This is a genomic window from Bacillus sp. FSL M7-1345 (assembly GCF_038006985.1).
Classification (GTDB): Bacteria; Bacillota; Bacilli; order Bacillales; family Bacillaceae_G; genus Bacillus_A; species Bacillus_A cereus_U.
Window position 1 is genome coordinate 1041531 of sequence record NZ_JBBOWG010000001.1, and the last position, 25592, is coordinate 1067122.

The window sequence follows — 25592 nt, forward strand, 5'->3', positions numbered from 1 at the left end:
CTTATCGTTATACATTGTTTTTACTTTATATTTTTCTAGGTTCATCAAGAAGTTCCTTTTAAAACTCTAATTAACTTGCAAATCATTCCTTTTCATTTTACAATTTACTTACCGACCGGTAAGTAAAAATAGAAGAGGTATAGTATGACAAAAAATTTACAAACATCGCAGCACATTGTAGATGCATCATTTAAACTAATGGCAGAGCACGGCATTGAGAAGATGAGTCTTTCAATGATTGCGAAAGAAGTAGGCATATCAAAGCCAGCTATTTATTATCATTTTCCGTCTAAAGAAGCGCTAGTTGATTTTTTATTTGAAGAGATTTTTTCTGGGTATCATTTCGCAAATTACTTCGTTATAGAACAATATACGAAAGAAAACTTTGCAGAAAAGTTAATCGCAGATGGTTTACATATGTTGTCGGAGTATAGAGGTCAAGAAGGTATATTACGCGTTATAAATGAATTCATCGTAACTGCGACGCGAAATGAAAAGTACCAGAAACGCTTATTTGAAATACAAGAAGATTTCTTAAATGGATTTCACGATTTATTGAAGCAAGGTGTGGAACTTGGTGTTGTGTCACAACATGCAACTGAAGAAAATGCGCATACGTTAGCGCTCGTTATTGATAATATGAGTAATTACATATTAATAGGATTCCAGTTAAAGTATAAAGAAATTTGGATTCAAAATGTGAAAAACGTCATGAAGGGGGAATAAATAATAAATTTTCAATTTTATGTAAAGTTATGTAAAATATAGATTGAGACAATTCATATATTAGATTAATAGATTTGGAGTGGTTACATGGATCCATTGAAAAATGAAATTCATCCTGACATGGTCAAGGTGTGGAAAATTCGTGCTGTAATTGAAGAAGGGATAGGTATTCTCGTCATCTTAGTATACCTTTTCCTCATGATAAAGTTTGATTGGTGGGCGTGGATTTTGTATGTGATGGTTGGGTTAACAGTTGCGCTAGCACCATTTTCGTACTTCGTATTCCCGAAACTGCGTCAACGTTATTACAGCTACCAACTAAATGAAGAAGAGCTTGAAATTCAGCACGGTCTTTTCGTTGTAAAGCGCGTATTAGTACCGATGATTCGTGTACAGCACGTTACAATTGAACAAGGACCAATTATGAGAAAACATGGATTAGCAGAATTACATATTTCAACGGCGGCAACTTCTCATAGCATTCCTGGTTTAACAATGTATGAAGCTGAAATGTTAAAAACGAGAATCGCAGAATTAGCGAAAGTGAGTGATGAGGATGTATAAGAGGCAGCATCCAATCACGATGTTATTAGAATTAAAATTAACAGATTTTATACCATTAATTATTTTCATGTTTAGTTTAAACGGAAAGTTCCCATTTTGGTATTTAATTCCCGCTGGATTCGGTTTACTCACCGTTTTTTCAGCGTTTGAAAAATGGTATTACACAACATACTGGGTTGAAAATAACGTATTACATGTGAAACAAGGGCTCTTTGTGAAGAAGGAGAGCTACTTAAATAAAGAACGTGTCCAAACGATTAATACGAGTTCAGGCATGCTGTATCAAGTGTTAGGACTAAAGAAAATTAAAATCGAAACAGCTGGCGGAGGCGATGATGCAGAAGTTAGCTTAGCTGGTATTACAGTAGAAGAGGCGACTGAGCTTATTGCAATGCTAAATGAGCCAACGCCAGAAGTGAAAGCAGAAGAAACATCAGAAGAAGTAGTAGAAACAGAAATTATTACAGAGGAAGAACAAGCGACAGAGTACAAGTTAACGTGGAAAGAAATTTTATTAGCGTCTATTACATCTGGTCAATTTGGATTATTATTCTCTTTAATATTTGTCGTTTATAACCAAGTGGATGAGTACATTCCGAAATGGATAAAAAATAGCGTAGAGTCGTATGTAATGGATCATGATATATATGGCTGGATTTACATGGTAGCCATTTTGCTCGTCGTTTCTTGGATTATATCCACAATTGGTTACGCGTTAAAACATGGTAATTTCACAGTAAATCGAAAAAATGATGAAGTTCGTATTTCGCAAGGGTTACTTGAGAAAAAAGAACTCGTACTAAAGTTACACCGCATTCAAGGTATTACGATAAAGGAAGGTATATTACGCCAACCGTTCGGTTATTGTGCTGTGCAAGTAGAAGTCATTCAAAGTGAAGGAAAAGAAGAAAAAGTTACGCTACATCCAATTATTCGAAAAGATCGCGTGCAACAGTTACTCGCACATTTACAATTACCATACGAACTGAATACAAATATTATTTCATTACCAAAAGCAGCATTACGGCGCTATCTCATTGATAGTTTCATCTTCTTCGCAATGCTAGCAATCCCGCTGACGGGAATAAGCATATACTTTGAAAAGTATTACATCATGTGGGCGTTATTACCGCTAGCAATCCTTATCTTTACACTTGGATACGCAACATTTAAAACAAATGGTTACAGTGTAAATGGAGAACAAATTACGATTGTACATCGTAGTATTGGAAAACATACAGGACTTGTCAGAAGAAGACACGTCCAGTCAATCGAGAAAACACAATCATATTTCCAGCGCCGAGCGGATTTATGTACGTATACGTTTTCTAGTGCATCATCGAACTATAAACTAGAGCATACGAGAGTAGAAGATGCGGAGAGAATGCAGGATTGGTATAAGAAGAGAATAAGTGAGAATTAATTTGGAATGGCTTGCCTAGTATGAAAGGCAGGCCTTTTTGTTATAGAAAAATGAGTAGTTTGCAATTGGACTAGGTTTTCTTTAGTGTAATTTATATATGGGTGCAAATACAGATCACATTTCTCAATACGTATCAGAAAAAAGGTTGTATCCTTCTATTTCAGGGAAATTCGTGAAATTTTTGATATAAATGGTATACTAATATAGAAATAATAGTAGGAGGTTATATATGATAAGTCAGTTGAAAAGAGAAGCACTTGATGCATTAAAAGGAAAATGGGGATTAGCGGTAGGTGCAACCCTATTACTTGGAATCCTTATTGGAGCTGTTGAACTTCTAATCACAGGTGTTTTCTCGATGTTTTGGGGTTGGAAAGAAGCAAGTGATTCGCTTACAGTAAGTATTATTGCAATGCTTGTTATCGGTCCGTTAACAATAGGCGCCTATTATCTTGTTTTAAATGCAATCCGTGGGACTAGTGTTCGCATCGGTCATATATTTAGATGGTTTAGCGATGGAAGTAAGCTTATGAAGTCGTTTTTAACATATTTATTAATGTATGTATACTTGATTCTATGGACATTACTTCTTATTATTCCGGGTATTATTAAATCATTTTCTTATTCTATGACGTATTTTATTTTGAATGATCATCCAGAATACACAGCGAATCAAGCAATTACCGAAAGTCGCCGTATGATGAATGGACATAAAATGGATTACTTTTTACTATGCTTAAGTTTCCTGGGCTGGTTCATTTTAAGTATTCTTACGTTTGGAATCGGTTTCTTATGGTTAGCACCTTATTTCTACGCGACATCGGCAGCATTCTATGAAGAGATTTCAAAAGAATATTATAAAAAAGAAGGTACTACCTTCTAATAAAACATCTAAACCACTTATCCCCTAAAGAATATAGGGAACAGATGGTTTAGGTGTTTTGATATGTGTTCTGTTTTCGGGGTTCACTTCAGGATGAGGTATAGGTTTTTATCCCGCTATTTGTGGGCAGTTGATCTCCCACCTCAAAATTCAGGTGGAGCAAAGAAGTTAGGTGGGAGATCAACTGCCCGTAAACGCCCGATTGGTGCGGGCTGGTAATCAGTGGGGATGAACAAAACCCCCACTGATTAAAGTTTCACTTTATATAGAAATTCTTCCCTCTATGTTTTATCATAGAGGGTTATTTTTTTATGTAAAAATGATAGAAAATAATGAATAATATATGTAAAGGAAAAAGTGAGGTGAGTGAGATTGAGCAAATTTTTAGTTCCGTATTCATTTTCTATATTAAGTTTCTTTATTTCAGTAACGGTACTTGATTTATATGATAGGATGGGAAAAAATAATGAGATGACTTCGCCGAACATACTTGGAAAGGTAATTCAATCTACTTCGCAAATGGGAGTCCTTACATTGTATTTTGGAGCACCTATTATTTTAGGTGGCTGTCTTCTTGGAGAGTTATTGTTTAGATTTATCATTTTACCATTTAAATTAAGCTATATTATATCTTTACTATTATATCTGCTTTTAGCTTTTAGTATTGTTTTTATCTTTTTGTCTGTAATGGTAGGAGTTCCAGCAGCATATGAAGAAGTTCGTACTCTTCATATGATGTATTTCATGGGGATAACTATGATTTGCGCTGTTACATTTTTTGTGAACCGGAATATATGGGAGAAAAAAATAAGTTAATAATGGAGTGACAAAATGAAATACACGTGTCCATGCTGCGGATATAAAACATTAGAAGAAGAACCACCCGGCACATATGAAATTTGTAACATATGTTATTGGGAAGATGATCCCGTTCAGTTTAACGATCAGGACTATGAAGGCGGAGCAAATGAAGTTTCGCTAAGGCAAGCACAGAAAAATTTCATTGCGTTTGGTGCTTGCGAGGAATGTTGTGTGGGGTTAGTTAGAAAGCCGGCTAGCGAAGATGTGAAGGATGCTAGTTGGAAGCAAATTTGTTAAGTGGTTTATAAGTAGAAAATGTTATTACTTATAGAAAGAGAAGTAATAACATGTTTTATTTAGTGATTAAAGAATTGGCACCGTTTTACAAAATAAAAAACTAAAGATGATAAAGTAATAGGAAGGCCAGTTTCAAAAAAGGCTTCTAAACTATCTATTGGAATATTTAGGGTAAAAGGTTATAATTAACATTTATCAGTTTATGATTACGATAGATTTTGTGAAATGAATCACAAAAGGTCGAGGTACTACGATGTAGTTTAATCAGAAAGAGGAGAACGTATATAAATATGAAGATTATAAAAATCGCAACAATAAGTATGATTGCAGTAGGGTCTCTTGCTATTTCTTCAAGTTCATTAGCTGAAATTGAACATGCAGCTAATAATAAAATCGATTCTACACAATACACAGTAGAAGAGGAACGTGTTCTTTCGCAACAAAAAGAAAGTGAAATAAAAGCTCAGGAAGATCAAGTGAAAAAAGAAATTGAAGCGCAACAAGATCAGGTAAATAAAGAGAGCGATTCAAAAGTGAAAGTAGAGGAAAAGGCAGAAACAGTAGCTGAAATGCAACAAAATCAGCTGAAGAATGAAGTGGAAACGGAAGCTCCGAAAGAACAAACAAAACAAGAGAACGTGATACAGCAAGAGCAACCATCAAAAGTACAAGCAGCTCCAAATAGTTTTCCTGATGTTCCTGGTTGGGTAAAGCCATCAGTAGACTATCTTATAAATAAAAATGTATTGTCAGGTATGCCTGATGGTACGTTTTCACCAAATTTAGAGATAGATAGAGGGGCAGCCGCAACAATTATGGCTAAAATATTGGATCTTCCTATCGATCAATCGGCAAAGCCTTCTTTTGATGACTCAAAAAAGCATTGGGCAGCTCCGTATATTGCGGCTATAGAAAAAGCGGGTGTTATTAAAGGAGATGGGAACGGGAAGTTTAATCCTACTGGAAAGCTAACGAGGGGCGCAATGGCTTCTATGTTAGTAAATGCATACAAATTACAAGAGAAAGTGACAGGGAATCCTCCAACAGTATTTAACGACTTAAAAGAGCATTGGAGCGAGAAACATGTAAACATCCTAGTTGAATTAAGTATTTCAAGTGGATACGGTGATGATAATTGGAAGCCTGATCAAACGATTACTCGTGCTGAAACTGTAAGTTTAGTTGCTCGAACAGATACTTCAAAAGATAAAGAGTTCAAACGTAAACAAATTCAGATGTCCAAATCTTTCTTTGCTTATCACGATGCATCATTATCTTCAGGAATCGCTTTTGAAGGTGCCCCGCAAACTGTAACAGTGTATGAAGAAAGAGGAGATGGCTGGGTTAAAATCCATACATATCAAGGGTTCAAATGGATCTTATTAAACGAGAAAAGAATTCATATTAATAGAGAATTTTTCACATATGATTATCCAGCGGACTCGGCGAATGTACTTGTAAAATATACAGCGCAAACGGTGACAGTAGTTGAAGAGAGAGGTACGTGGTTGCGTATAAGAACTGGTTCAGGTCTACAATGGATGAATATGAATGAATCTAGAACAGTTATTGATAACTTAAAAACGATCCAAAATAATCAACAGGTCATCTTAGTTACAACAAAAGGATATAATACAAATCAAGCTCAAGTTCGTACATTTGAAAATTCAAATGGGAAATGGAGAGAGCAAAAGAATATAAGTGGATATATTGGGAAAAAAGGTTTTGCAGTTGAGATGAGTGAAAGTGGTATGAGTTCGCCAAGAGGAAAATACACAATTGGTGCAGCTTTCGGTAGACAAGGGAATCCTGGTACGAAACTTCCCTTTATTAATTTAACGCAAAATCATGTTTGGGTAGATGATTCTACATCTCCATACTATAATACTTTACAGGAAAAGCCTGTAAGAGGTAGATGGAAATCAGCTGAAAATATGTATATTCCAGCATATGATTATGGATTCGTAATTAATTATAATACTGAATCACGTACACCATACAAAGGAAGCGCAATCTTCTTCCATGTTTCTACTTCATGGACAGAAGGGTGTACAGGTGTAGATAAACAAAATGTTATTGATATGTTGAGATGGATCGATCCAGGGAAAAATCCTGTTATTATTCAAACTCCTGAACATGAACTGACAAACTATTAATTTGATAATCTTAAAAAATCTTTAGGTGTAAAATTTATACGGCATTATTTTAAGTCTACTTTAATTAGTAGGCTTTTTTTATTAGTGTACGAAATTCTCGTTTCAGAGTACTGTTTACTTTTTGACTTGATGATAATGAGGCGAGATCCATTGCATACTCTTATGAAGAATCCTTATTTACACTAAGGATTGGAATCGTATGGACGCCTTAAAATATAGATGGGGGAAAATAATGTAAAAAAACTATTGTATGTTTTAAAACCTTATGTTACATTTATATTACAAGAGAGTTACGAAACGTAACTTATGTTACAGTTTGTTTTCTTTTGTTTTTCGGTATGTTACGAATTGTAGTTCGTAGCCAATCAACCGAGAATATGTAAAATTAAAAAAATAGCAAACTAAAAATAGTTTTTCTATGTGTATAAGAGTGTGTGTAGTAAAGAGCCTGAGTGAGAGCTTTATGCACATTATTAAAATTCCTTTCTGTCTTAAAAGAAGAAGACTACCAACTATTTAGGAATTTTAAGTAATGATAGTGAATGAAATGTACTTCTTTTCCAACACAAAATGTAGTACATAGTTTACTTTCAGTCTAATTACTACACAGACTTTTATACATATGACGTTATTGTTTTAGGCATATATAGGGGGAGAGAAAATGAGAAAGTTATTAACAGTAATTGGACTTACGTTTTTAATGCTAGCGGGATGTAGTAATGGGGATTTTGAAAAAGCGATGGATGAGGGGAAGACGGCGTTAACGAATAAAGAATATAAAAATGCTTTATCATCATTTGAAAGAGCACTAGATGAGAAAAAAGATGATTCAGATGCAAAAGTGTTTGTAGAGCAAACGAAAGCAATGATTGAAGCAGTGAAGCTAAAAGAAGAAGTAAAATTAGAAGAATCGATCAAGTCACTTGAAAAAGTAGAGAGCGTGAAGAATGGAAGTAATGCGCTTATAAAACAAGCAAAGGAAGAACGAACAGCATTAGTAGCGATCTTAGAACAAAAAAAGAAGTATGAAGAGCAGCTGGTGAAAAGTGAAGAGTTAATAAGTAAGAAAAATTATGCAGAAGCGAAAGAGATGTTAAATAAGGTAGTTTCAGAAACAAAAGATAACAAGAATCTTGAAGAATATAATAAAAAAGCTTTAGGATTAATCACTAAAATTGGTGAAGAAGAAAAAAATGCAAAGAATGTAACGGCAGCAGCGAAGGCACAAAAAAATGATGCAGTAACGAGTCAAAAGGTAGCGACAGAGAAGAACCAAAAGGTAGAGGCAGAAAAGAATCAGAAGGTAGCGACAGAAAAGAACCAAAAAGCAGAGACAGAAAAAAATCAAAAGGCAGTAACAGAAAAGAACCAAAAAGCAGAGACGGAAAAGAATCAAAAGGTAGCGACAGAAAAGAACCAAAAAGTAGAGACAGAGAAGAATCAAAAGGTAGAGACAGGAAAGAATCAAGATGCATTTACTTTTGAGAAAGCTAAAGAATATATCAAAAAAGAATATAATGAAGAATATGATTACACTCTAGAGGATACTCAAGTAGAAAATGGAAAGAAATATTATAAAATTAGAGTGCGTACGACATATAAAATAGAAGGCGCAGCTGGATCAGGATTTACTGGAGTATTCAAGGTATTCGAAGATGGTACAGTTATTGAAATGCACTAAATCGATGAAGAGGATACGATGAATCTTTATATTTCTAGTAAAGATTCATGTATATTTTAGAAGTGAAAACGGCCATTTAAGTATGTACGGTGAACCGTATCATAAATAACGGTAAACTTTTGTGAAAAATATTTTGGTAGTTATAATGATTTATGAAAACAGTAGATAATAAAAGAAGCTTAATGATTAATCTGTACCCTTTGTAAGGGGCATTTTGAAAAAAGTTATGCAACAACAAGAAGATGATTTCTGTATTCTGGTCTTACCCCTGTCAAGTAGACAGTAATAGATTAGGTGCCTTTTCATTAAGCAGCCTTAGTTCCAAATTCAATAGGACTAAGGTTGTTTAATCTTTTTTGAAATCTTTTGTTATTGTAATAGCTTATATATCTTTTAGTGGCCTTAAAAACTTCTGCCTTTTCATAAAAGGTATGTCTATAAAAGCATTCTGCCTTAAAATGACTAAAAAAGCTCTCTATACATGCATTATCGTAACAATTTCCCTTCCTAGACATACTCACAGTTATTTTGTGCTTTTTAAGTAATTGGTTATATTTTTTTGACGTATACTGATAACCTCGGTCGCTATGTAATACTGTTTCGCAGGCTTTTCTTTTTCTTAAGGCTTTATTGACTGTATCTGTAACTAATTTTAAATTGTTGTATTCGCTCATTTGGTAGGCCACAACTTCGTTATTGTAAAGATCTAGTATCACTGAAAGATATATGCGCTTATTATTAAAGGTAAGATAAGTTATATCTGTAACCCATTTTTCATTTGGTCTTGTAGTTGAAAACTCTCTGTTTAACAGATTTTCCGACACGACGCATTGTTCTTTTAAACCAAAATGCCGCCACTTTTTCTTTCGAATCTTAGCTTGTAGCCCCATTCTCCTCATTAAACGATATACTCTTTTGTGATTTACCTGTAAACCATAATACTTTTTGAGCCATATACAAATTCTTCGGTAACCATAGCTGCCATTTATATCTGGATCTCGTTCGCATTCTCCTATTTTAGACATGATAAATTGGTCCTCTTTCATCTTTTCAGAGGGATTGTTGATTCTTTTTTTCCACTTATAATATCCACTTCTTGAAACACCTGCAATTTCACAAAGCAATACAATTGAAAAATTTTGTTTTAAGGTATGAATGACCTCATATTCTACTGATTTACTTTTTTTGATCTCATCCCCCTTTTCGTATCTAATAGCTTTTTTAAGTATGCATTTTCCGCTTCTAATCGTTGTATTCTAGCATCTTGACTTATTTCATTTGTTTGTTTAGATCTTCCACGTTTTTCTTGTAGGCCCAGAATACCCTCATTTTTATATTTTTTAATCCATCTATCTACAACTGAATATGTAACTCCTAATTCCTTTCCAATTAGCTTACTTCCAATTCCTCTATGTAAGTACAATTCAATAGCTTTCATTTTAAAATCAATTGAAAAAGTTCTTCTAATTTTCCCCATAAAAAATCCCCTCCATAATAAACAGTAAAGTAACTTTCTTTCAACTGTCTACTATAAGGGGATCATATCATTCAACAGAGGTCATCTTCTTTAATTCTTATAGAACTAACCATGCAGGTTAGCTCTATAAAAAAATTTCAATTTATTACAAAGTGTAGAAAAGCATAATTTTTCAAAGGCAAAGCAAGAATGGGTATATTATGGAATGGTAGACAATAAGTTTTGTGGAGCAAACTGTCATCTATGTTGCCATGAAAGAATCCGTTATGAGTTTACAATTATCAATCGACTAAACAAGCAAGAAATGGTAGTAGGTTCTGAATGTATCAAGAAGTTTACAGAAGGATTTACAGAAACTTTCTATGATACAAAAGGAAACGTAGTTACAGAGAAACGTCTAACAGAAGATAAGAATGATTATTTAAAACGATTCTTAAACCGTGAATTAGATGAGAAAATTGTACCAAAGAATAATAACTTCTATAATAGTATTGTAAAACAAATAAAGGAAGATGGTAAACTATCTCCTTTACAGATTAGTTATTTAAAAAGTTTCTACAATACATTAAATGAAACAGGTCAGCAAGCCTTTAAAATGGTAGTCAAAGTAAACTTGAAAACAAATAAACAAAAACAGCAAATGAAAGAGTTTAAATGGCATGAACTACAATTTGTAGGGCAGTTTATGAGTTCACAACAAAGAGAACGCTATAATATTATATTAAAATAAGAGAGGGGTAGAACATGCCATTCCATATAGGTAGTGCAAGAGCAGGTTTCACTAAGGTAAGTGGTACAGGAGAAGACTTAGGGGTAGGTGCATTCTATAAGTATTTAGGATACAGAGAAAACGGTAAAGATGTAATGGAACGACACGAAGCTTATGTTGAGGATATTCATGTAGAAACTGTAACGAAATACGGTAAAGTATACTGGAATACGATTGATAGTGAACTAGAATATGCAAAAAAAAAAGATTAGTGAACTAGGATATACAGAAAAGGAAACTCTTAGAGATGTATTACTTAGGGCAGATAGATGTTTGAGAGACTATGGTTACGCTATAAAATAGTAGACTTTAGGAGAAATAAATCTATTTAAAAGGGGTATCAAGGATGGGGAAATTCAAGAAAGACCAAAAAGTAGTTGCACTTACATTTGAGGGGTTAACGCCATGTACCATTGTAAGAGTTGGTTGGATTTTTATTACGGTACAGGTAGAGGAAACAAAACATTTGTATTCGATTACAAAAGGTAAGATAGTTCCTTTAGAAGAAGACAAACACTACTTATTAGAAGAGTGTATAAATGAAGAAGGTAACTTTGAAATAGGCGATGTGTTTGGTATTATTGATTCATCAAACTTAGAAAGTGTAAAGAAAGAATTTGCTAACAACGGTGAATTCGAGAAGAAAGATGGGCAATATTATACAAGACTTAAAACAGGTAGTGAGTTACTGAAACAATACTTCAACTAATAGCTCACAAAGGGGTATGCAATATGATTGAGATGAAACAGGTAAAAGTAGGGAGAGACCAAAAGGAGTCTCTTTTTGTTTTAAATGGTGAAGGTGAAATTATATTAAGTACAGAGAAAAAGTCCATCTTAAACAGTTGGTGTAATCTATTAGGGATAGAGATACCGACTAATGTAAAAATAACAGAAGTAGACAATGTACATATAACTACATATCAAGTAGAGAAGACTGTCATGTGTAAGGAATTTATAGATAAGAAAGAAGTACCTTTAGGGGTATCTCCTTGTCTAACCTTTGTACCTATGAAAGACTGTGATGAATACATGGAAGTAATTGCTTACGTACATATTGACGAGAAAGTCACAACAATCTATATACCGCATGAAACTTCAAATGCATTTGTAGAGTTGTATACAGGAGAAGTAGACACTAGTGTAAAGTTACCATTTTTAAATTATAATTTCTAATTTCTAATAGGAGCGTGTGAAATTATGGCAAATAATATTGAAGCATATTGTGAAAATTGTGGAGACGAAACGCTACATTTTGCTGATGTAGATGGTTGGTATTGTGATGAATATGACTCAGAAAATAGAAGCATTTCTGCTAATCCATATGGTGGGCAAGATTACTAAATTAATGATGGCAAAAAGACCAGAACGTCTATTATTAGATGTTCTGGTCTTTTAATTGTTACTAAAAGCAACATGAGCATAGATATCCATCGTTGTCTTCACATTGAGTGGCCTAAACGATCTTGTACTTCTTTTATCTTCGCTCCAAGCTTCAAATAATATGTTGATTTTCGGGTCCCTAGTAAAGTGAAAAATGATAGAATGAGAAAAATATTCATTAGCTTATTCCAGAATAGGGTGCGATTGTGGAACAACACAGGTAGAAAGTGAAGTAGTACGATGTAACGGAGATATGACATAGAAAAATTATTCTACAAAATGTAAAGTTATTTTTCTGAATCTACTATTAATCTGTAACTTTAGATAGTTATAAATCGCAAGTGTACTAGGCAGTGGGATTTTAACAGCAACAAAACAGAGATAATGAAAGTAAAAAGGTATCCTTCTTATTGGAGGATACCTTTTTAGCATAAAAAAAAGCATCTAGCAAAAGTACTAGATGCAAATAAAAACACAAGGGAAGATAAATGTCTTCCCTTTTCCCGTAAGTAATTATATCAAAAAAATTATAAAAAACTAGCTTTATTTTTAATATAATTGATGTGTGAGGCTATGAAATTATAAGATTACACTGTTTTCATAGTGTTTTATTGAAAAAAGGAGCTGAGTATATGATTAATTTTAAACCAGAAAATTTGAACCAACTATTAAAAGTGATGTTAATTAGTGCGAATAAGTCGTATGATGCGATTAAAGATTATGAATTTACGGGAGAAGCAGTAGTATTCCGTGTAGACTTCGAATATATTGACGTTTCTCTAATGATTGTAGATATGTTAGGAAGATCAGCTTCTAAATTCAACATTTTTCCATTTGTTGATCCGGATACGAATGAAATAGATTACATGCAGTTTCAAGTATATTCCATCAATGAAGGGGATTTTAAAGAAGTAATGGATATGATGTAGAAAACTATAATTTTACAAAACTGTATATAACAACTAATATATAATTAATAAATTCATATAATTGGAGTGATGAGATGCAGCCGTTAGAAAAGGAGATTCATTCTAATATGCTAAAAGTGTGGAGGATTCATGCTTTAATTGGGGCAGCGGTTATACTAGCAGTCGTAATAGCGTATTTCTTTTTTATGATTAATTTTAATTGGTGGGGCTGGTTGTTTGGATTGTTAGTGACAGGAGCAGTTATATACATACCACTTGATTATTTTGTATTTCCAAATTTACGTCAACGTTATTATAGTTATAGATTAAATGAAGAAGAGATTGAGATTCAAAAGGGAATGTTCGTTGTAAAACGCGTACTTATTCCGATGATCCGCGTGCAGCACGTTACAATTGAACAAGGGCCGATTATGAGAAAGTATAATTTAGCAGAATTACATATTTCAACAGCGGCAACTTCTCATAGTATTCCAGGTTTAACGAAAGAAGAAGCAGAGCAGTTGAAAAGACAAATTGGAGAGCTTGCGAAAGTGAGTGATGAGGGTGTGTAAGAGGCAACATCCAATCACGATTTTGTTAGGTATTCGAATTGCAGGTTTGTTGCCTTTTATTTTTCTTGTTCTATTTCGTTCAGACGAGAATGAACCGTGGTATTTATTTTATTTTGTTTTATTGTTCCTTTTAACTATTATGGCTATTTTCTCAGCTGTAAAATGGTATTTTAAAGTGTACTGGGTTGAAAATAATATTTTACATATAAAACATGGTGTGTTCGTGAAGAAAGAAAGCTATTTAAATAAAGACCGTGTGCAAAATATTAGTACGTCTTCTAACGTTATTTATCAATTACTTGGACTTACGAAGCTAAATATTGAAGTAGCTGGCGGCGGTACTGAGCCAGAAGTGATGTTAGCGGGTATTAAAGAAGAAGAAGCGAAGGAACTAATTGCCTTATTACATAAAGAAAGAAGCGTTGTGAGTGAAGAGACGCCTGCGGAAGAAGAAAGTAAGACGATTTATCAGTTAACAGCGAAAGAAATTTTATTCGCATCTATTACATCTGGTAGATTCGGGTTAGTATTTTCTGGACTTCTTCTTATTTACTCAGAGTTTAATCAATTTCTACCAAAATGGCTCATAAATAAAGTGGAAGCGTATGTGATGGATAACGGTGTATATGAATTAATCGTTATGGCCGCGATTTTAATGGTAATTTCGTGGGTCATTTCTACAGCTGGCTATGCGTTAAAATATGCGAACTTTAAAATTGAGCGAAACAGAAATGAAATTCGTATCGTTCAAGGGTTATTTGATAAGAAAGAGTTTGTTTTAAAATTACACCGCATTCAAGCGATTACTGTGAAAGAAGGAATTCTTCGGCAGCCTTTCGGTTATTGTTCTGTCGAAGTGGAAGTGATTCAAAGTATAGAATCCGCCGGGGATGAAGTGATGTTACATCCTTTTATGAAGAAGAAAGATGTGCAGCAGTTACTCGCATATTTACAGTTGCCGTATGAAGTAGAAGAGGAAATCGTTCATTTACCGAAGGCTGCATTGCGCCGTTACGTCGTAATGGGCTGGATTACAAGTGCTGTGCTCGCAATGCCGATCGCCGGTGCGAGTATATATTTTAAACAACATACTGCGTTGTTCGTTCTTATACCGTTATTTATTGTATTTACGTTACTTGCATACGCTAGATATAAAAGTGGTGGATATATGATACGAGAAAATCAGTTAGTAATGGTGTACCGAGGCCTTGCGAAATATACAGGGATCATGCGAAGAAGGCATGTTCAAGCAGTAGGATATAATCAGTCGCATTTTCAAAAGAAAGAAGAGTTATGTACAGCTGCCGTATCGGTAGCGGGACATGGTTATGAAGTGAAGCATATGCGAAAAGAAGACGCGCTTCGCATATATAATTGGTACAAAGAAAAAGGAAACACCAGTGTGTAATGGTGTTTCCTTTTTTGTGTCGTCATTTGTCGATAAGTCGATATATTCAAAAAATCGCTGATATAATTTGAGTTGCGGTCGATATATTCGAAAAATCGCTGATATATTTCGAGTTGCGCCGATATATTCGAAAAATCGCCGATATAATTTCACATACCGCAGGCTCCGAACTACGAAAATTAAACTAACACATCAAAAGTAGTCACGAACGACGGGCGAGAGAAAATGCTTTTTTGCTGTTCTGCATGTGGATGCGCCTGTGCTTGTCCTTCTGCTTGTGCAGGGCGTTTTTTATGAGCGTTTTCGAATGAACGTGATTCTGTCCAGTCTTTAAAGTTTTGCTCTGTTTCCCACATCGTTAAAATGACATATGTATCATTACTTAATGGGCGAAGAACGCGGATTGCTTGGAAACCAGGTTCGTTTTCGATAAGACCTGCACGGTTTTTAAAACGGTTTTCAAATACAGGGCGACCTTCGTCTGTGACAGAAATGTTGTTACAAACGATGTAGCCAGGTTGTCCTTTAAATTCTCCAACAGCGTCTAATACGTCATATTGAAGTGAGGATTCTACAGATTCTTCAGTATTTTCTTTATAAAACATATCTTTTTCGTTATTTTTTGCAGTGAAATGTGCTTGTTCTAGAGGTGTTTCGTATGAAATAATAGCCTTCATTTTAATGCCCCCTTTATAGTTTGTCTCTATTATATCAACTCTTGTGAAAAACTTCGAAGATTATATACATAAAGATAGTCCTTTTTCAAATAATAAATGTACCATCATTTGGAAAGAAGGCCGATGTATGAAGAAAGCAAAGTGGACTTTATTAGGCGGGTTAGCAACGTTTGTAGTAGCGATTGTACTTTATAAACTTATTGTGTTAGCTGGTGGCTATATGATGGATGAAAAGCAGCTTGTTTTCCACTCTTCATCACGTATCGTTGACCACAAAGGAAAAGAAATTACGAAGTTATATGTAGAAAATAGAGAGCTCGTGCCGATTGAAGAAATTCCAAAGTACGTGCAGCAAGCATTTATTGCTGTGGAAGATTCGCGTTTTTATGAGCATCAAGGAATTGATTACCCTTCTATATTTCGGGCGCTTTATAAAGACGCTTTAGTTGGAGAGAAGGTAGAAGGCGGTAGTACAATTACGCAGCAACTAGCTAAAAATGTCTTTTTAACTCGCGAAAAAACATTTACGCGTAAATTGAAAGAGGTCGCAATTTCTCTTCAATTAGAGCAAAAATATACGAAGCAGCAAATTCTTGAAATGTACATGAACCATATTTATTTTGGTCACGGGGCATATGGTATTCAAGCGGCGGCTAAATTGTATTTTAATAAAAATGTAGAAGATTTAACAGTGGAAGAGGGGGCTATGCTTGCAGGGCTTCCGAAAGCGCCAAATGGCTATTCACCGTACTTATCTCCTGAGAAGAGTAAAGAGCGCCGTGATCTTGTTTTGTCACTTATGCATAAACAAGGCTATTTAACAGCGGAAGATAGTGTTCGTTACCAAGGAAAAACAATCGCTCTTTATAAAAATGCAGATGAACGTGAACTCGCATATATGCCGTATATCGATATGGTTATAGATGAAGCAGCGCGTTTATACGGTTTATCGCATCAAGAAGTACTGCGCGGAGGATATACGTTTGTCGTACCAATGGATGAAAAAGTTCAAAAGGTAGCATATAACCAGTTTCAAGATGCGAGAAATTTCCCTGGTAAAGAAAACGGGGCGCAAGGTGCATTTTTATTAATGGATAACCAGACTGGCGGAATTAAAGCCGCGATTGGTGGAAGAGAGTATGTTCCGAGAGGGCTTAATCGTGTTTTTGCAAAGCGGCAGCCGGGTTCTGTTTTAAAGCCGCTTATCGTATATGGACCTGCACTCGAGACGAAGAAATATAATCCATATTCTTTATTAACGAATGAAAAAAGTTCGTTTGAAGGTTATGAACCTCGAAATTATAATCATGAGTATGCGAAAGAGATGACGATGTACGATGCGGTATTAGAATCAGCAAACGTGCCAGCTGTATCTTTATTAAATGAATTAGGGGTAGATGAGGGAAAGCAATATTTAGAGAAAGGGAATGTTCATATTTCGGACTCAGGTTTAAGCACAGCACTTGGCGGGCTAAAAAACGGCGTTTCTCCATTTGATCTTGTCAAAATGTACCGATCTTTTTTAGCAAACGGGAATATTATCGAACCACACGTTATCGATAAAGTATTAAATAGACACGGGGCAGTCATTGGAGAATCATCAAAAGCTGAAACGAAAGTCTTTTCAAAGCAAACGGCATGGTATATGACAAAGATGCTTGAAGGAGTTGTGAAAGAAGGTACGGCGAAAGCTGGCGTATATAATGGAGCTTTAGCTGGAAAAACAGGCACAACTTCACTGCCGAATGACGACCATGGTGCGCGCGATATGTGGTTTGTTGGATATACACCGAATTTAGTAGGTGCAGTTTGGATTGGCTATGACCGCACCGATAAAGAGCATCAATTACAAGATGGAAATGCATCGGCAACGATGTTATTTAAAAAGATTTTAACGAAAGCAAATATACAAGATAAAGCGAGTTTTCATAGGCCAAAAGGTGTTGAAACAATTGGACTGCCAATTCGTTTAGATAAGATTCAAAACGTGGAAGCAAAACTAGCATTTAGTCCTTTCGGTTTATTTGCGATGAAACTAAGCTGGACGCCGCTTCCTGATGAGAGAATTATGTACCGGATTTATAAAGTTGAAAAAGGAATTCATACTCACGTTGGGACGGTAAAAGGAACAGGGAAATATGAGGAAAAGTTTATTAATATATTCTCAAAACCAAGTTTTTACATTGTACCATATAACACACAAACGAACCGTGAAGGAGAAAAGTCAAAAGTAGCTAAACCATAGTTTTTCTCTGTGTTATAATAAGAATGTTGTGAAAATAGTAAGCGGTTTTACGAATGTTTGTGTCAATTTAATGAACAACGTACATAATGTTATGCATTTTGTTTTTACAAGCTGTATAGTAAAAAAAGATAAATATCGGAATAGAGCATATTTAAAGAAAAAGCATTGGTAAGGAAGGGAGCTAGGGTCTTGGTAAGAACTATAAATGAGACATTTTTAAAAGCATGTAGGGGGGAACGTACAGAGTATGTACCAGCATGGTATATGCGTCAAGCAGGTCGTTCACAGCCGGAATATAGAAAGATAAAAGAGAAATATTCTTTATTTGAAATTACACATAATCCAGAGTTGTGCGCTTACGTTACAAAGTTGCCAGTTGATCAATATAACGTAGACGCAGCAATTCTTTATAAAGATATTATGTCACCACTACCTGCAATTGGTGTTGATGTGGAAATTAAATCTGGTATTGGTCCAGTTATCGATAATCCAATCCGTTCTTTACAAGACGTAGAAAAATTAGGGGAAATCAATCCAGAAGATGATGTACCTTACATATTAGATACAATTCGTTTATTAACGACAGAAATGTTAGATGTACCGTTAATCGGTTTTTCAGGAGCTCCATTTACGTTAGCGAGCTATATGATTGAAGGCGGTCCTTCTCGTAACTATCATAATACGAAAGCGTTCATGTATGCAGAGCCGAAAGCTTGGTTCGCTTTAATGGATAAGCTTGCAAATATGGTTATTACATATTTAAAAGCGCAAATTAATGCAGGAGCAAAAGCGGTTCAAATTTTCGACTCTTGGGTTGGAACAGTAAATGTAGCGGATTACCGCATATTTATTAAACCAGCAATGGAACGTATTTTTGCAGAAGTTCGCACGATGGGTGTTCCAATGATTATGCACGGCGTTGGGGCAGGACACTTAGTGAATGAATGGCATGACTTACCTCTTGATGTAGTCGGTTTAGATTGGCGCTTATCAATTGAAGAAGCACGCACGCGTGGTGTTCATAAGGCGGTACAAGGAAATATGGACCCTTCATTCTTATTAGCACCTTGGTCTGTTATTGAAGAACATGTAAAAGGTATTTTAGATCAAGGGATGAAGCAGCCAGGTTACGTATTTAACTTAGGTCACGGCGTATTCCCAGAAGTAAATCCAGATACATTAAAACGTTTAACTACATTTATTCATGAGTACTCTAAAGAACAGTTAGCGAAGTAAAGGAGATTGTCTGTATGAAAAAGAAAATTGGTTTGCTTGTAATGGCATACGGAACGCCATATAAAGAAGAAGATATTGAACGTTACTATACACATATTCGCAGAGGAAGAAAGCCAAGTCCTGAAATGCTAGAAGATTTAACAGAGCGTTACCGTGCAATTGGTGGTATTTCTCCTTTAGCTACTATTACATTAGAGCAAGCTAAAAAGTTAGAGACGCGTTTAAATGAAATGCAAGATGAAGTAGAGTACTGCATGTATCTTGGTTTAAAACATATTGAACCGTTCATTGAAGATGCAGTACAAGCTATGCATAAAGATGGAATAGAAGATGCAATTGCACTCGTTCTTGCCCCTCACTATTCTACTTTTAGCGTGAAGTCGTATGTAGGACGAGCGCAAGAAGAAGCAGAAAAACTTGGAAACTTAACAATTCACGGCATTGATAGCTGGTATAAAGAACCGAAATTTATTCAGTATTGGGTCGATGCAGTGAAAGGTATATATAACGGTATGTCAGAAGCAGAACGTGAAAAAGCTGTGTTAATCGTATCGGCTCATAGCTTACCAGAGAAAATTATCGCACTCGGCGATCCATATCCAGATCAATTAAATGAAACAGCTGATTATATTGCAAGGGGCGCTGAAGTAGCGAATTATGCAGTAGGTTGGCAAAGTGCAGGCAACACGCCAGATCCTTGGATTGGTCCAGATGTACAAGATTTAACGAGAGAACTAAATGAAAAGTACGGCTACAGTTCATTCGTATATGCACCAGTTGGATTTGTAGCGGAACATTTAGAAGTTTTATATGACAATGACTTTGAGTGTAAAGTTGTAACGGATGAAATTGGCGCGAAATATTATCGTCCTGAAATGCCAAACGCATCGGATGCATTTATTGACTGTTTAGCTGATGTTGTATTAAAGAAAAAAGAATCAGTAATGTAAGTAGAAAGGGGGAGCTTACTTGAGGAAAAAAGTTGTGATCATCGGCGGTGGCATCACAGGATTAACAACAATGTATAACTTACAAAAAGAAATTCGTGAAAAAAACTTGCCGATAGATGCATTGCTTATAGAAGCGTCCGGTAAACTTGGCGGGAAAATTCAAACCGTTCAAAAAGATGGATTTACAATTGAACGTGGCCCTGATTCTTTCTTAGCAAGAAAAGAGAGCGCAGCTAAATTAGTGAAAGAATTAGGACTTGATGCTGAACTTGTAAATAATGCGACCGGTCAATCGTTCGTTCTCGTAAACAATCGGTTACATAAAATGCCGAGCGGTTCAATGATGGGAATTCCAACGCAAATTACGCCGTTTCTATTTTCCGGATTGTTCTCCCCAATTGGTAAACTAAGAGCTGGTTTTGATCTGTTAATGCCTAGATCAAAGCCAGTATCTGACCAATCACTCGGGCAGTTTTTCAGGCATCGCCTTGGAAATGAAGTCGTTGAAAATTTAATTGAGCCATTATTATCTGGTATTTATGCAGGGGATATTGATGAAATGAGTTTAATGTCAACATTCCCTCAAATTTATCAAATTGAACAGGAGCATCGTAGTATTTCACTCGGTATGCGTACGCTCGCTCCAAAGCAAGAGAAGGCTGAATTGAAAAAGGGAATCTTTAAAACTGTGAAAAACGGTTTAGAATCTATAGTAGAATCTCTTGAAGCCAAGATTCCTAATGATATGATAATGAAGGGAACTCGTATTGAAAAAGTTGCAAAACTTGGTGATAGTTATACGATTACTCTTAGTAACGGAAAAGAAATGGAAGCAGACGCGATTGTAGTTACAGCACCGCATAAAATATTGCCGTCTATGTTTGCGCAGTATAAGCAGTTTCGTTTCTTCCGTAACATTCCGTCTACATCAGTTGCAAACGTGGCACTTGCTTTCCCGAAGTCTGCAATTCAGCGTGATATTGATGGTACGGGATTTGTCGTATCAAGAAATAGTGATTACACGATTACAGCGTGTACGTGGACACATAAAAAATGGCCACATACAACGCCAGAAGGAAAGGCACTTCTTCGTTGTTACGTTGGACGACCTGGTGATGAAGCGATTGTCGAACAAACTGACGAAGAAATTGTGCAGCTTGTATTAGAGGACTTACAAAAGACAATGGATATTACAGAGGATCCAGAGTTTACAATTGTAAGCCGCTGGAAAGAAGCGATGCCTCAATATACAGTTGGCCATAAAGAGCGAATGAAAAAGCTCACAACATTTATGGAGAATGAGTTGCCAGGTGTGTATTTGGCAGGTAGTTCTTACGCTGGTTCTGGTCTTCCGGCTTGTATTGAGCAAGGTGAGTTAGCGGTGAAACGTGTGTTATCTCATTTAGACAAAGAAATGGAAACCGAATTAGTAGCACATTAAAATAGTTCAAGCAAAACGCCTTTAATTATATTGAAGGCGTTTTGTTTATTGGATAAAATACCTGTTAGTCAATAAACCTATATAAGTTATTTTGTATTATAGTTTGAAAAGTTGTAAATTAAATGAATTTTGTGTAAAAGTTGTCGAAATATAGTTCTATATAACGAATCATTTGATATGATAGAAATGTTGAGAAAATATGAAATAGGGAGAGGGAGATGGCTGTGAAGAAATTATTAAGTGTCTTTTTATCATTGATGTTATTGCTTTCATTTACTGGAACTTTAGCGCAGGCGGAAGAAACTACTTCTATGTCAGTAGAAAAAGCAATTCAAGTATTTAAGCAGCAAGGGAAAACAAAGGGGATAGTGGAAGGATATATCGTTGGATATACACAAAGTCCTTCTAAATACACGAAAGATCCGGCTAAGTTTGACGACACAAACGTGGCAATTGCCGATTCGCCAAACGAAACGAATCCAGACAAGATCATGCCTGTTCAGTTACCAAAAGGCGATGTGAGATCGGCTGTAAATGTGAAAGACCATCCTGAAAATATCGGGAAGAAAGTTAGCTTGACAGGGACGCTTGAATTATATTTTAGTAGCCCAGGTTTAAAATCAGTAACAGCTCATAAGTTTTACGGAGAAGAACAAAACCGTGTTAGCGATGTAGTGGCTTCACCAAATGGCGGGGAAGTTGCGAAAGGAACAGCGGTAACATTAACAACGAATACAGAAGGAGCAACAATCTACTATACGTTGGATGGCTCTAATCCTACAAACAAAAGCGTTCGTTATAACGGACAAATTGTAGTGAATGAAAATAGTGTAGTGAAAGCAATCGCAGAAAAAGAAGGGCTTACTTCTTCAGCGATTTCAACATTTTCATTTATTATCGTAAACAATGAACCAGTTCGTATTCATGATATTCAAGGGAAATCACATATTTCTCCTTACAATGGGAAGAAAGTAAACAATGTGGAAGGCGTTGTAACAGCGCTTGATAAAAACGGTTTTTATATAGAAGATAATCAGCCGGATAATGATCCAGCTACTTCAGAAGGTATGTACGTATACAAAAAAGATGCGAATGTAGCGGTAGGAGACCTTGTCCAAGTTGATGGAGAAGTAGAAGAATATGTTGGGCCTGGATATGCAGAACGCTTTGAAACAGACTTAACGACGACAGAAATTAAAGCGAGTCGCATTGGTGTAATCGCAAAAGATCAGACTTTACCAGAAGCGATTGTATTAGGAGAAAACGGAGTGAAAATCCCAGATCAAATTATTGATAATGATGGATTTGGTCTATTTGATCCGAACGAAGATGCAATTGATTTTTATGAGAGTGTAGAAGGCATGCGCGTTACGATGCCAACACCAAAAATTATCGCTCCTCAGAAAAATGGTAACTTATATGTAACAGTAGAAAATGGTGGGGATAAAGTTATAACGAAGTATGGCACACCGCTATTAGATAAAGAGCAATTAAACCCAGAGCGTCTTTCTGTAAAAGTACCTCGTGATTATGTCGCGAAAGTAGGAGATACGTTCACTGGTAATATAACAGGCGTAGTAGGATATGACTACGGTGCGTTCCGCATTTCGCCAGTAACGGAATTACCATCTGTAGTGGACGGTGGGTTTAAGCAAGTAGGGGCAAATATTCAGCCGCGTCTTGATAAGTTAACAGTTGCTACATATAATATTGAAAACTTTTCAGCGAATAAGAAAGAAACAACAGATGAAAAAGTAAAAGCGTTAGCGTATTCTATTAAATACAATTTAAAAATGCCAGATATTATCGGTGTAGAGGAAATGCAAGATAATAACGGATCGATTAATGACGGTACAACAGATGCTTCATTAAGCGCAAAACGTATCATTGATGCAGTGGTAGAAATTCGTGGTCCGAAGTATGAGTATGTAGAAATCGCTCCAAACAACAATCAAGACGGAGGAGCACCAGGAGCTAACATTCGCGTCGGTTTCTTCTATAACCCATCACGCGTGAAATTAGCAACAGTACCGAAGTTACTTGATAAAAATGTTGTTCGTATTGGAGATGAAAATTCATTATTTGAAAGTACACGTAAACCGTTAGCGGCAGAATTTACGTTCCAAGGACAAAACGTTGTTGTCGTTGCAAATCACTTAAACTCAAAAATAGGAGATGCAACGCCATTTGGAAAAGTACAGCCGCTCGTATTAAAGAGTGAAGAAAAACGAGTTCAATTAGCACAAGAAGTGAATCATTTCGTACAAGATATTCAGAAAAAGAATACAAATGCACCAGTTGTTGTATTAGGTGATATGAATGACTTTGAATTCTCTAAACCTTTAGAAGCACTAGAGGGAACGATATTAAAAGATATGTTAAACACAGTGCCGAAAGAGAATCGTTACACGTACATTCATGAAGGTAACGCACAAGTGCTAGATCATATTTTAGTAACAAATAACATTGTACAGCACACAATTGTAGACCCAGTACACTTAAACTCAAACATTATGAAAGAACATGGACGTGTAAGTGACCACGATCCAGTACTTGCTCAAATTGATTTGAAGAAGGCTTCTTAAAGTAGGGGAACGCTTAGGTAACTAAGCGTTCTTTTTTGTTTTTACATCGTCATATAATTATGAAGATAGAATTCCTTTTTTTGTAATATGGTGATAAAATTAATTGAATATTTAGTTTTCGAAAGAGAGGCTAAAGATGCAAGCGTTAATAAGTGGGAAATTAATGAATCAAATCGCAATCTTTTTTAGTAGTATCGTCATGATTCAGTTTATAGCCGAGATAACAGGACTTACACAGAATTTAGATATTACGTATAACCTAATAAATACAGCAAGTTCTTATATAACATTTAGTTTGGCAGTCATTTTTACTTTAATAGGAGCAAGAAGAGAATTGAGTAAATATGCAATTATTTCATTATGTTTAGTGGTAGCTATTAAAGCAATTTACTTTGCGGCTGTTGTTATTTTGTGGGGATTGGCTGGTACGCCGTAAATGAATATAAAAAACCTAATTTCCAAGATAAAATGTGGAAATTAGGTTTTTTATGCTTGAAACGCTTTTCTACACCGATCTCTTCTTTGCAGTCTTCTTCTATATTTTTTTCTATCGCGCTTTACTCCTTGTATATACATGAATAAGCTAACGAGGAGGAAGAAGGTACATTGTATTGTTAAAATATATGGTGACATGCCATGCAGCGGTTGCCTTGGATCATATAAATGAATAGGTGCCCCGCCTATTGTAGGGAATATCGTATTTAGCAGGATGTAAGGAATGGCGGTAGTTGCAAATGGAAATAGAAGCGCCATATAATCTTTTTGTGACCATGCAGATGCAGCAAGTCCTAAAAGAGCCATTAAACCTGCAAATAAAAAATTAATTCCGATATATACAGTAATGTAAGTGATGGGAGTATCGTAATATAAGTTTGCGAACATCCCGTTATCATTTATAATGCCTGAACCAGCCGTCGGTTCTCCGTCTGGAATGGTTAATTTGCAAAATAATAATGATAAGATGAATGGAAACGTATAAAGAGTTCCTCCGCAAAAAAATGTAACGATATATTTCATTACTGAATAAGGAAATATAGCAATTTCTTTACTGACAAATGGTTTAAAACCATCTGATTTATCCGAGTTGTAACTTGTACTAAAGGGAAGGCTCGCAATAACTGGCATTAATAACAAATAAACATCCATTTCATTGCCACGAAATCCAATCCATTTAATATCCGTTGATATAGGTCCATTCGCAGCATCTCCTAAATAACGAATTACATAATAATAATGATAAATACAAATAAGAACGAATCCACTAAACATAATAATTAAAGAAACACGATTACAAAAAGCTTGCTTTATATTTAAACGAAGCGCACGCATCATGACTAAAAAAGCCTCCACTATTTTGATAAACTTGTCTATTTTCTATATTACTATTAATTGTAAGGATTTTCTTGTTTT

25 protein-coding genes and 1 pseudogene are annotated in these 25592 nt (G+C 35.4%); 22 read left to right on the forward strand and 4 right to left on the reverse strand.

Annotated features, from left to right (window positions below):
• Positions 1-144: 144 nt before the first annotated feature.
• From MHB76_RS05375 to MHB76_RS05410, 8 genes are all read left to right on the forward strand, one after another.
• Positions 145-726 (forward strand): TetR family transcriptional regulator, encoded by a 582-nt coding sequence (locus MHB76_RS05375; RefSeq protein WP_199710026.1) that lies wholly within the window; start codon positions 145-147, stop codon positions 724-726.
• 87 nt (positions 727-813) lie between these two features.
• Positions 814-1290, forward strand: coding sequence for a PH domain-containing protein (locus MHB76_RS05380; protein WP_000371347.1), 477 nt, complete (start codon positions 814-816; stop codon positions 1288-1290).
• Positions 1283-2713, forward strand: a complete 1431-nt coding sequence (locus MHB76_RS05385) for a PH domain-containing protein (RefSeq protein ID WP_078174787.1) — start codon at positions 1283-1285, stop codon at positions 2711-2713. The genes MHB76_RS05380 and MHB76_RS05385 overlap by 8 nt, the downstream gene beginning before the upstream one ends.
• A gap of 229 nt (positions 2714-2942) precedes the next feature.
• A complete protein-coding gene (locus tag MHB76_RS05390) occupies positions 2943-3596 on the forward strand; it encodes a DUF975 family protein (RefSeq protein ID WP_078174786.1) in 654 nt (217 codons plus the stop codon).
• A gap of 366 nt (positions 3597-3962) precedes the next feature.
• Positions 3963-4412 carry a hypothetical protein gene (locus MHB76_RS05395; RefSeq protein ID WP_439823137.1) on the forward strand — a complete coding sequence of 150 codons (450 nt, stop codon included), beginning with the start codon at positions 3963-3965 and terminating at the stop codon, positions 4410-4412.
• 15 nt (positions 4413-4427) lie between these two features.
• Positions 4428-4694 carry a CPCC family cysteine-rich protein gene (locus MHB76_RS05400; protein WP_078174785.1) on the forward strand — a complete coding sequence of 89 codons (267 nt, stop codon included), beginning with the start codon at positions 4428-4430 and terminating at the stop codon, positions 4692-4694.
• A 569-nt stretch (positions 4695-5263) separates the two neighbouring features.
• The gene (locus MHB76_RS05405; RefSeq protein ID WP_078174827.1) at positions 5264-6850 is read left to right on the forward strand and encodes an S-layer homology domain-containing protein; all 1587 of its coding nucleotides are present in this window, start codon (positions 5264-5266) and stop codon (positions 6848-6850) included.
• 661 nt (positions 6851-7511) lie between these two features.
• The gene (locus MHB76_RS05410; RefSeq protein WP_078174784.1) at positions 7512-8531 is read left to right on the forward strand and encodes a hypothetical protein; all 1020 of its coding nucleotides are present in this window, start codon (positions 7512-7514) and stop codon (positions 8529-8531) included.
• 305 nt (positions 8532-8836) lie between these two features.
• Here the strand turns inward: MHB76_RS05410 and MHB76_RS05415 are convergent, their stop codons facing one another.
• Entirely contained in the window at positions 8837-9778 is a 942-nt protein-coding gene (locus MHB76_RS05415; RefSeq protein ID WP_139358357.1) for an IS3 family transposase, read from the reverse strand.
• On the reverse strand, positions 9700-10008 hold the full coding sequence (locus MHB76_RS05420) for a helix-turn-helix domain-containing protein (protein WP_078175295.1): 309 nt from the start codon (positions 10006-10008) through the stop codon (positions 9700-9702). The genes MHB76_RS05415 and MHB76_RS05420 overlap by 79 nt, the downstream gene beginning before the upstream one ends.
• A 205-nt stretch (positions 10009-10213) precedes the next feature.
• Between MHB76_RS05420 and MHB76_RS05425 the strand changes: the two genes are divergently transcribed.
• The 8 genes and pseudogenes from MHB76_RS05425 to MHB76_RS05460 all read left to right on the forward strand — a co-directional run bounded on the left by MHB76_RS05425 (position 10214) and on the right by MHB76_RS05460 (position 15048).
• The gene (locus MHB76_RS05425; protein ID WP_078173360.1) at positions 10214-10738 is read left to right on the forward strand and encodes a hypothetical protein; all 525 of its coding nucleotides are present in this window, start codon (positions 10214-10216) and stop codon (positions 10736-10738) included.
• A gap of 14 nt (positions 10739-10752) precedes the next feature.
• Positions 10753-11080: pseudogene (locus tag MHB76_RS05430) on the forward strand (hypothetical protein).
• 43 nt (positions 11081-11123) lie between these two features.
• Positions 11124-11486, forward strand: a complete 363-nt coding sequence (locus tag MHB76_RS05435) for a hypothetical protein (RefSeq protein ID WP_016104102.1) — start codon at positions 11124-11126, stop codon at positions 11484-11486.
• A 23-nt stretch (positions 11487-11509) separates the two neighbouring features.
• Positions 11510-11953, forward strand: a complete 444-nt coding sequence (locus MHB76_RS05440) for a hypothetical protein (protein ID WP_002202867.1) — start codon at positions 11510-11512, stop codon at positions 11951-11953.
• 24 nt (positions 11954-11977) lie between these two features.
• Complete coding sequence (locus MHB76_RS05445) at positions 11978-12121, forward strand: hypothetical protein (protein ID WP_016104104.1); 144 nt, start codon at positions 11978-11980, stop codon at positions 12119-12121.
• 671 nt (positions 12122-12792) lie between these two features.
• Entirely contained in the window at positions 12793-13089 is a 297-nt protein-coding gene (locus tag MHB76_RS05450; protein WP_340985907.1) for a protoporphyrinogen oxidase, read from the forward strand.
• 74 nt (positions 13090-13163) lie between these two features.
• Complete coding sequence (locus tag MHB76_RS05455) at positions 13164-13640, forward strand: PH domain-containing protein (RefSeq protein ID WP_088031239.1); 477 nt, start codon at positions 13164-13166, stop codon at positions 13638-13640.
• Positions 13633-15048, forward strand: coding sequence for a PH domain-containing protein (locus MHB76_RS05460; RefSeq protein ID WP_340985909.1), 1416 nt, complete (start codon positions 13633-13635; stop codon positions 15046-15048). Before MHB76_RS05455 ends, MHB76_RS05460 begins: the two co-directional genes overlap by 8 nt.
• 179 nt (positions 15049-15227) lie before the next feature.
• Here the strand turns inward: MHB76_RS05460 and hmoB are convergent, their stop codons facing one another.
• A complete protein-coding gene (gene hmoB / locus MHB76_RS05465) occupies positions 15228-15725 on the reverse strand; it encodes a heme-degrading monooxygenase HmoB (protein ID WP_016104107.1) in 498 nt (165 codons plus the stop codon).
• A gap of 127 nt (positions 15726-15852) precedes the next feature.
• On the opposite strand from hmoB, the gene MHB76_RS05470 reads away from it, so the two are divergent.
• The 6 genes from MHB76_RS05470 to MHB76_RS05495 all read left to right on the forward strand — a co-directional run bounded on the left by MHB76_RS05470 (position 15853) and on the right by MHB76_RS05495 (position 24618).
• Positions 15853-17970 carry a transglycosylase domain-containing protein gene (locus tag MHB76_RS05470; RefSeq protein ID WP_340985911.1) on the forward strand — a complete coding sequence of 706 codons (2118 nt, stop codon included), beginning with the start codon at positions 15853-15855 and terminating at the stop codon, positions 17968-17970.
• Positions 17971-18159: 189 nt separating this feature from the next.
• Positions 18160-19206, forward strand: coding sequence for a uroporphyrinogen decarboxylase (gene hemE, locus MHB76_RS05475; RefSeq protein WP_070128077.1), 1047 nt, complete (start codon positions 18160-18162; stop codon positions 19204-19206).
• Positions 19207-19220: 14 nt separating this feature from the next.
• On the forward strand, positions 19221-20156 hold the full coding sequence (gene hemH / locus MHB76_RS05480) for a ferrochelatase (protein ID WP_340985914.1): 936 nt from the start codon (positions 19221-19223) through the stop codon (positions 20154-20156).
• Positions 20157-20175: 19 nt separating this feature from the next.
• Positions 20176-21597 carry a protoporphyrinogen oxidase gene (hemY, locus tag MHB76_RS05485; RefSeq protein WP_078173353.1) on the forward strand — a complete coding sequence of 474 codons (1422 nt, stop codon included), beginning with the start codon at positions 20176-20178 and terminating at the stop codon, positions 21595-21597.
• A 218-nt stretch (positions 21598-21815) separates the two neighbouring features.
• Positions 21816-24182 carry a DUF6359 domain-containing protein gene (locus MHB76_RS05490; protein WP_078173352.1) on the forward strand — a complete coding sequence of 789 codons (2367 nt, stop codon included), beginning with the start codon at positions 21816-21818 and terminating at the stop codon, positions 24180-24182.
• Positions 24183-24318: 136 nt separating this feature from the next.
• A complete protein-coding gene (locus tag MHB76_RS05495; protein ID WP_002116837.1) occupies positions 24319-24618 on the forward strand; it encodes a hypothetical protein in 300 nt (99 codons plus the stop codon).
• Positions 24619-24668: 50 nt separating this feature from the next.
• Here MHB76_RS05495 and MHB76_RS05500 read toward each other — a convergent pair whose 3' ends face one another.
• Complete coding sequence (locus MHB76_RS05500) at positions 24669-25514, reverse strand: hypothetical protein (RefSeq protein ID WP_078173351.1); 846 nt, start codon at positions 25512-25514, stop codon at positions 24669-24671.
• Positions 25515-25592 lie beyond the last annotated feature (78 nt).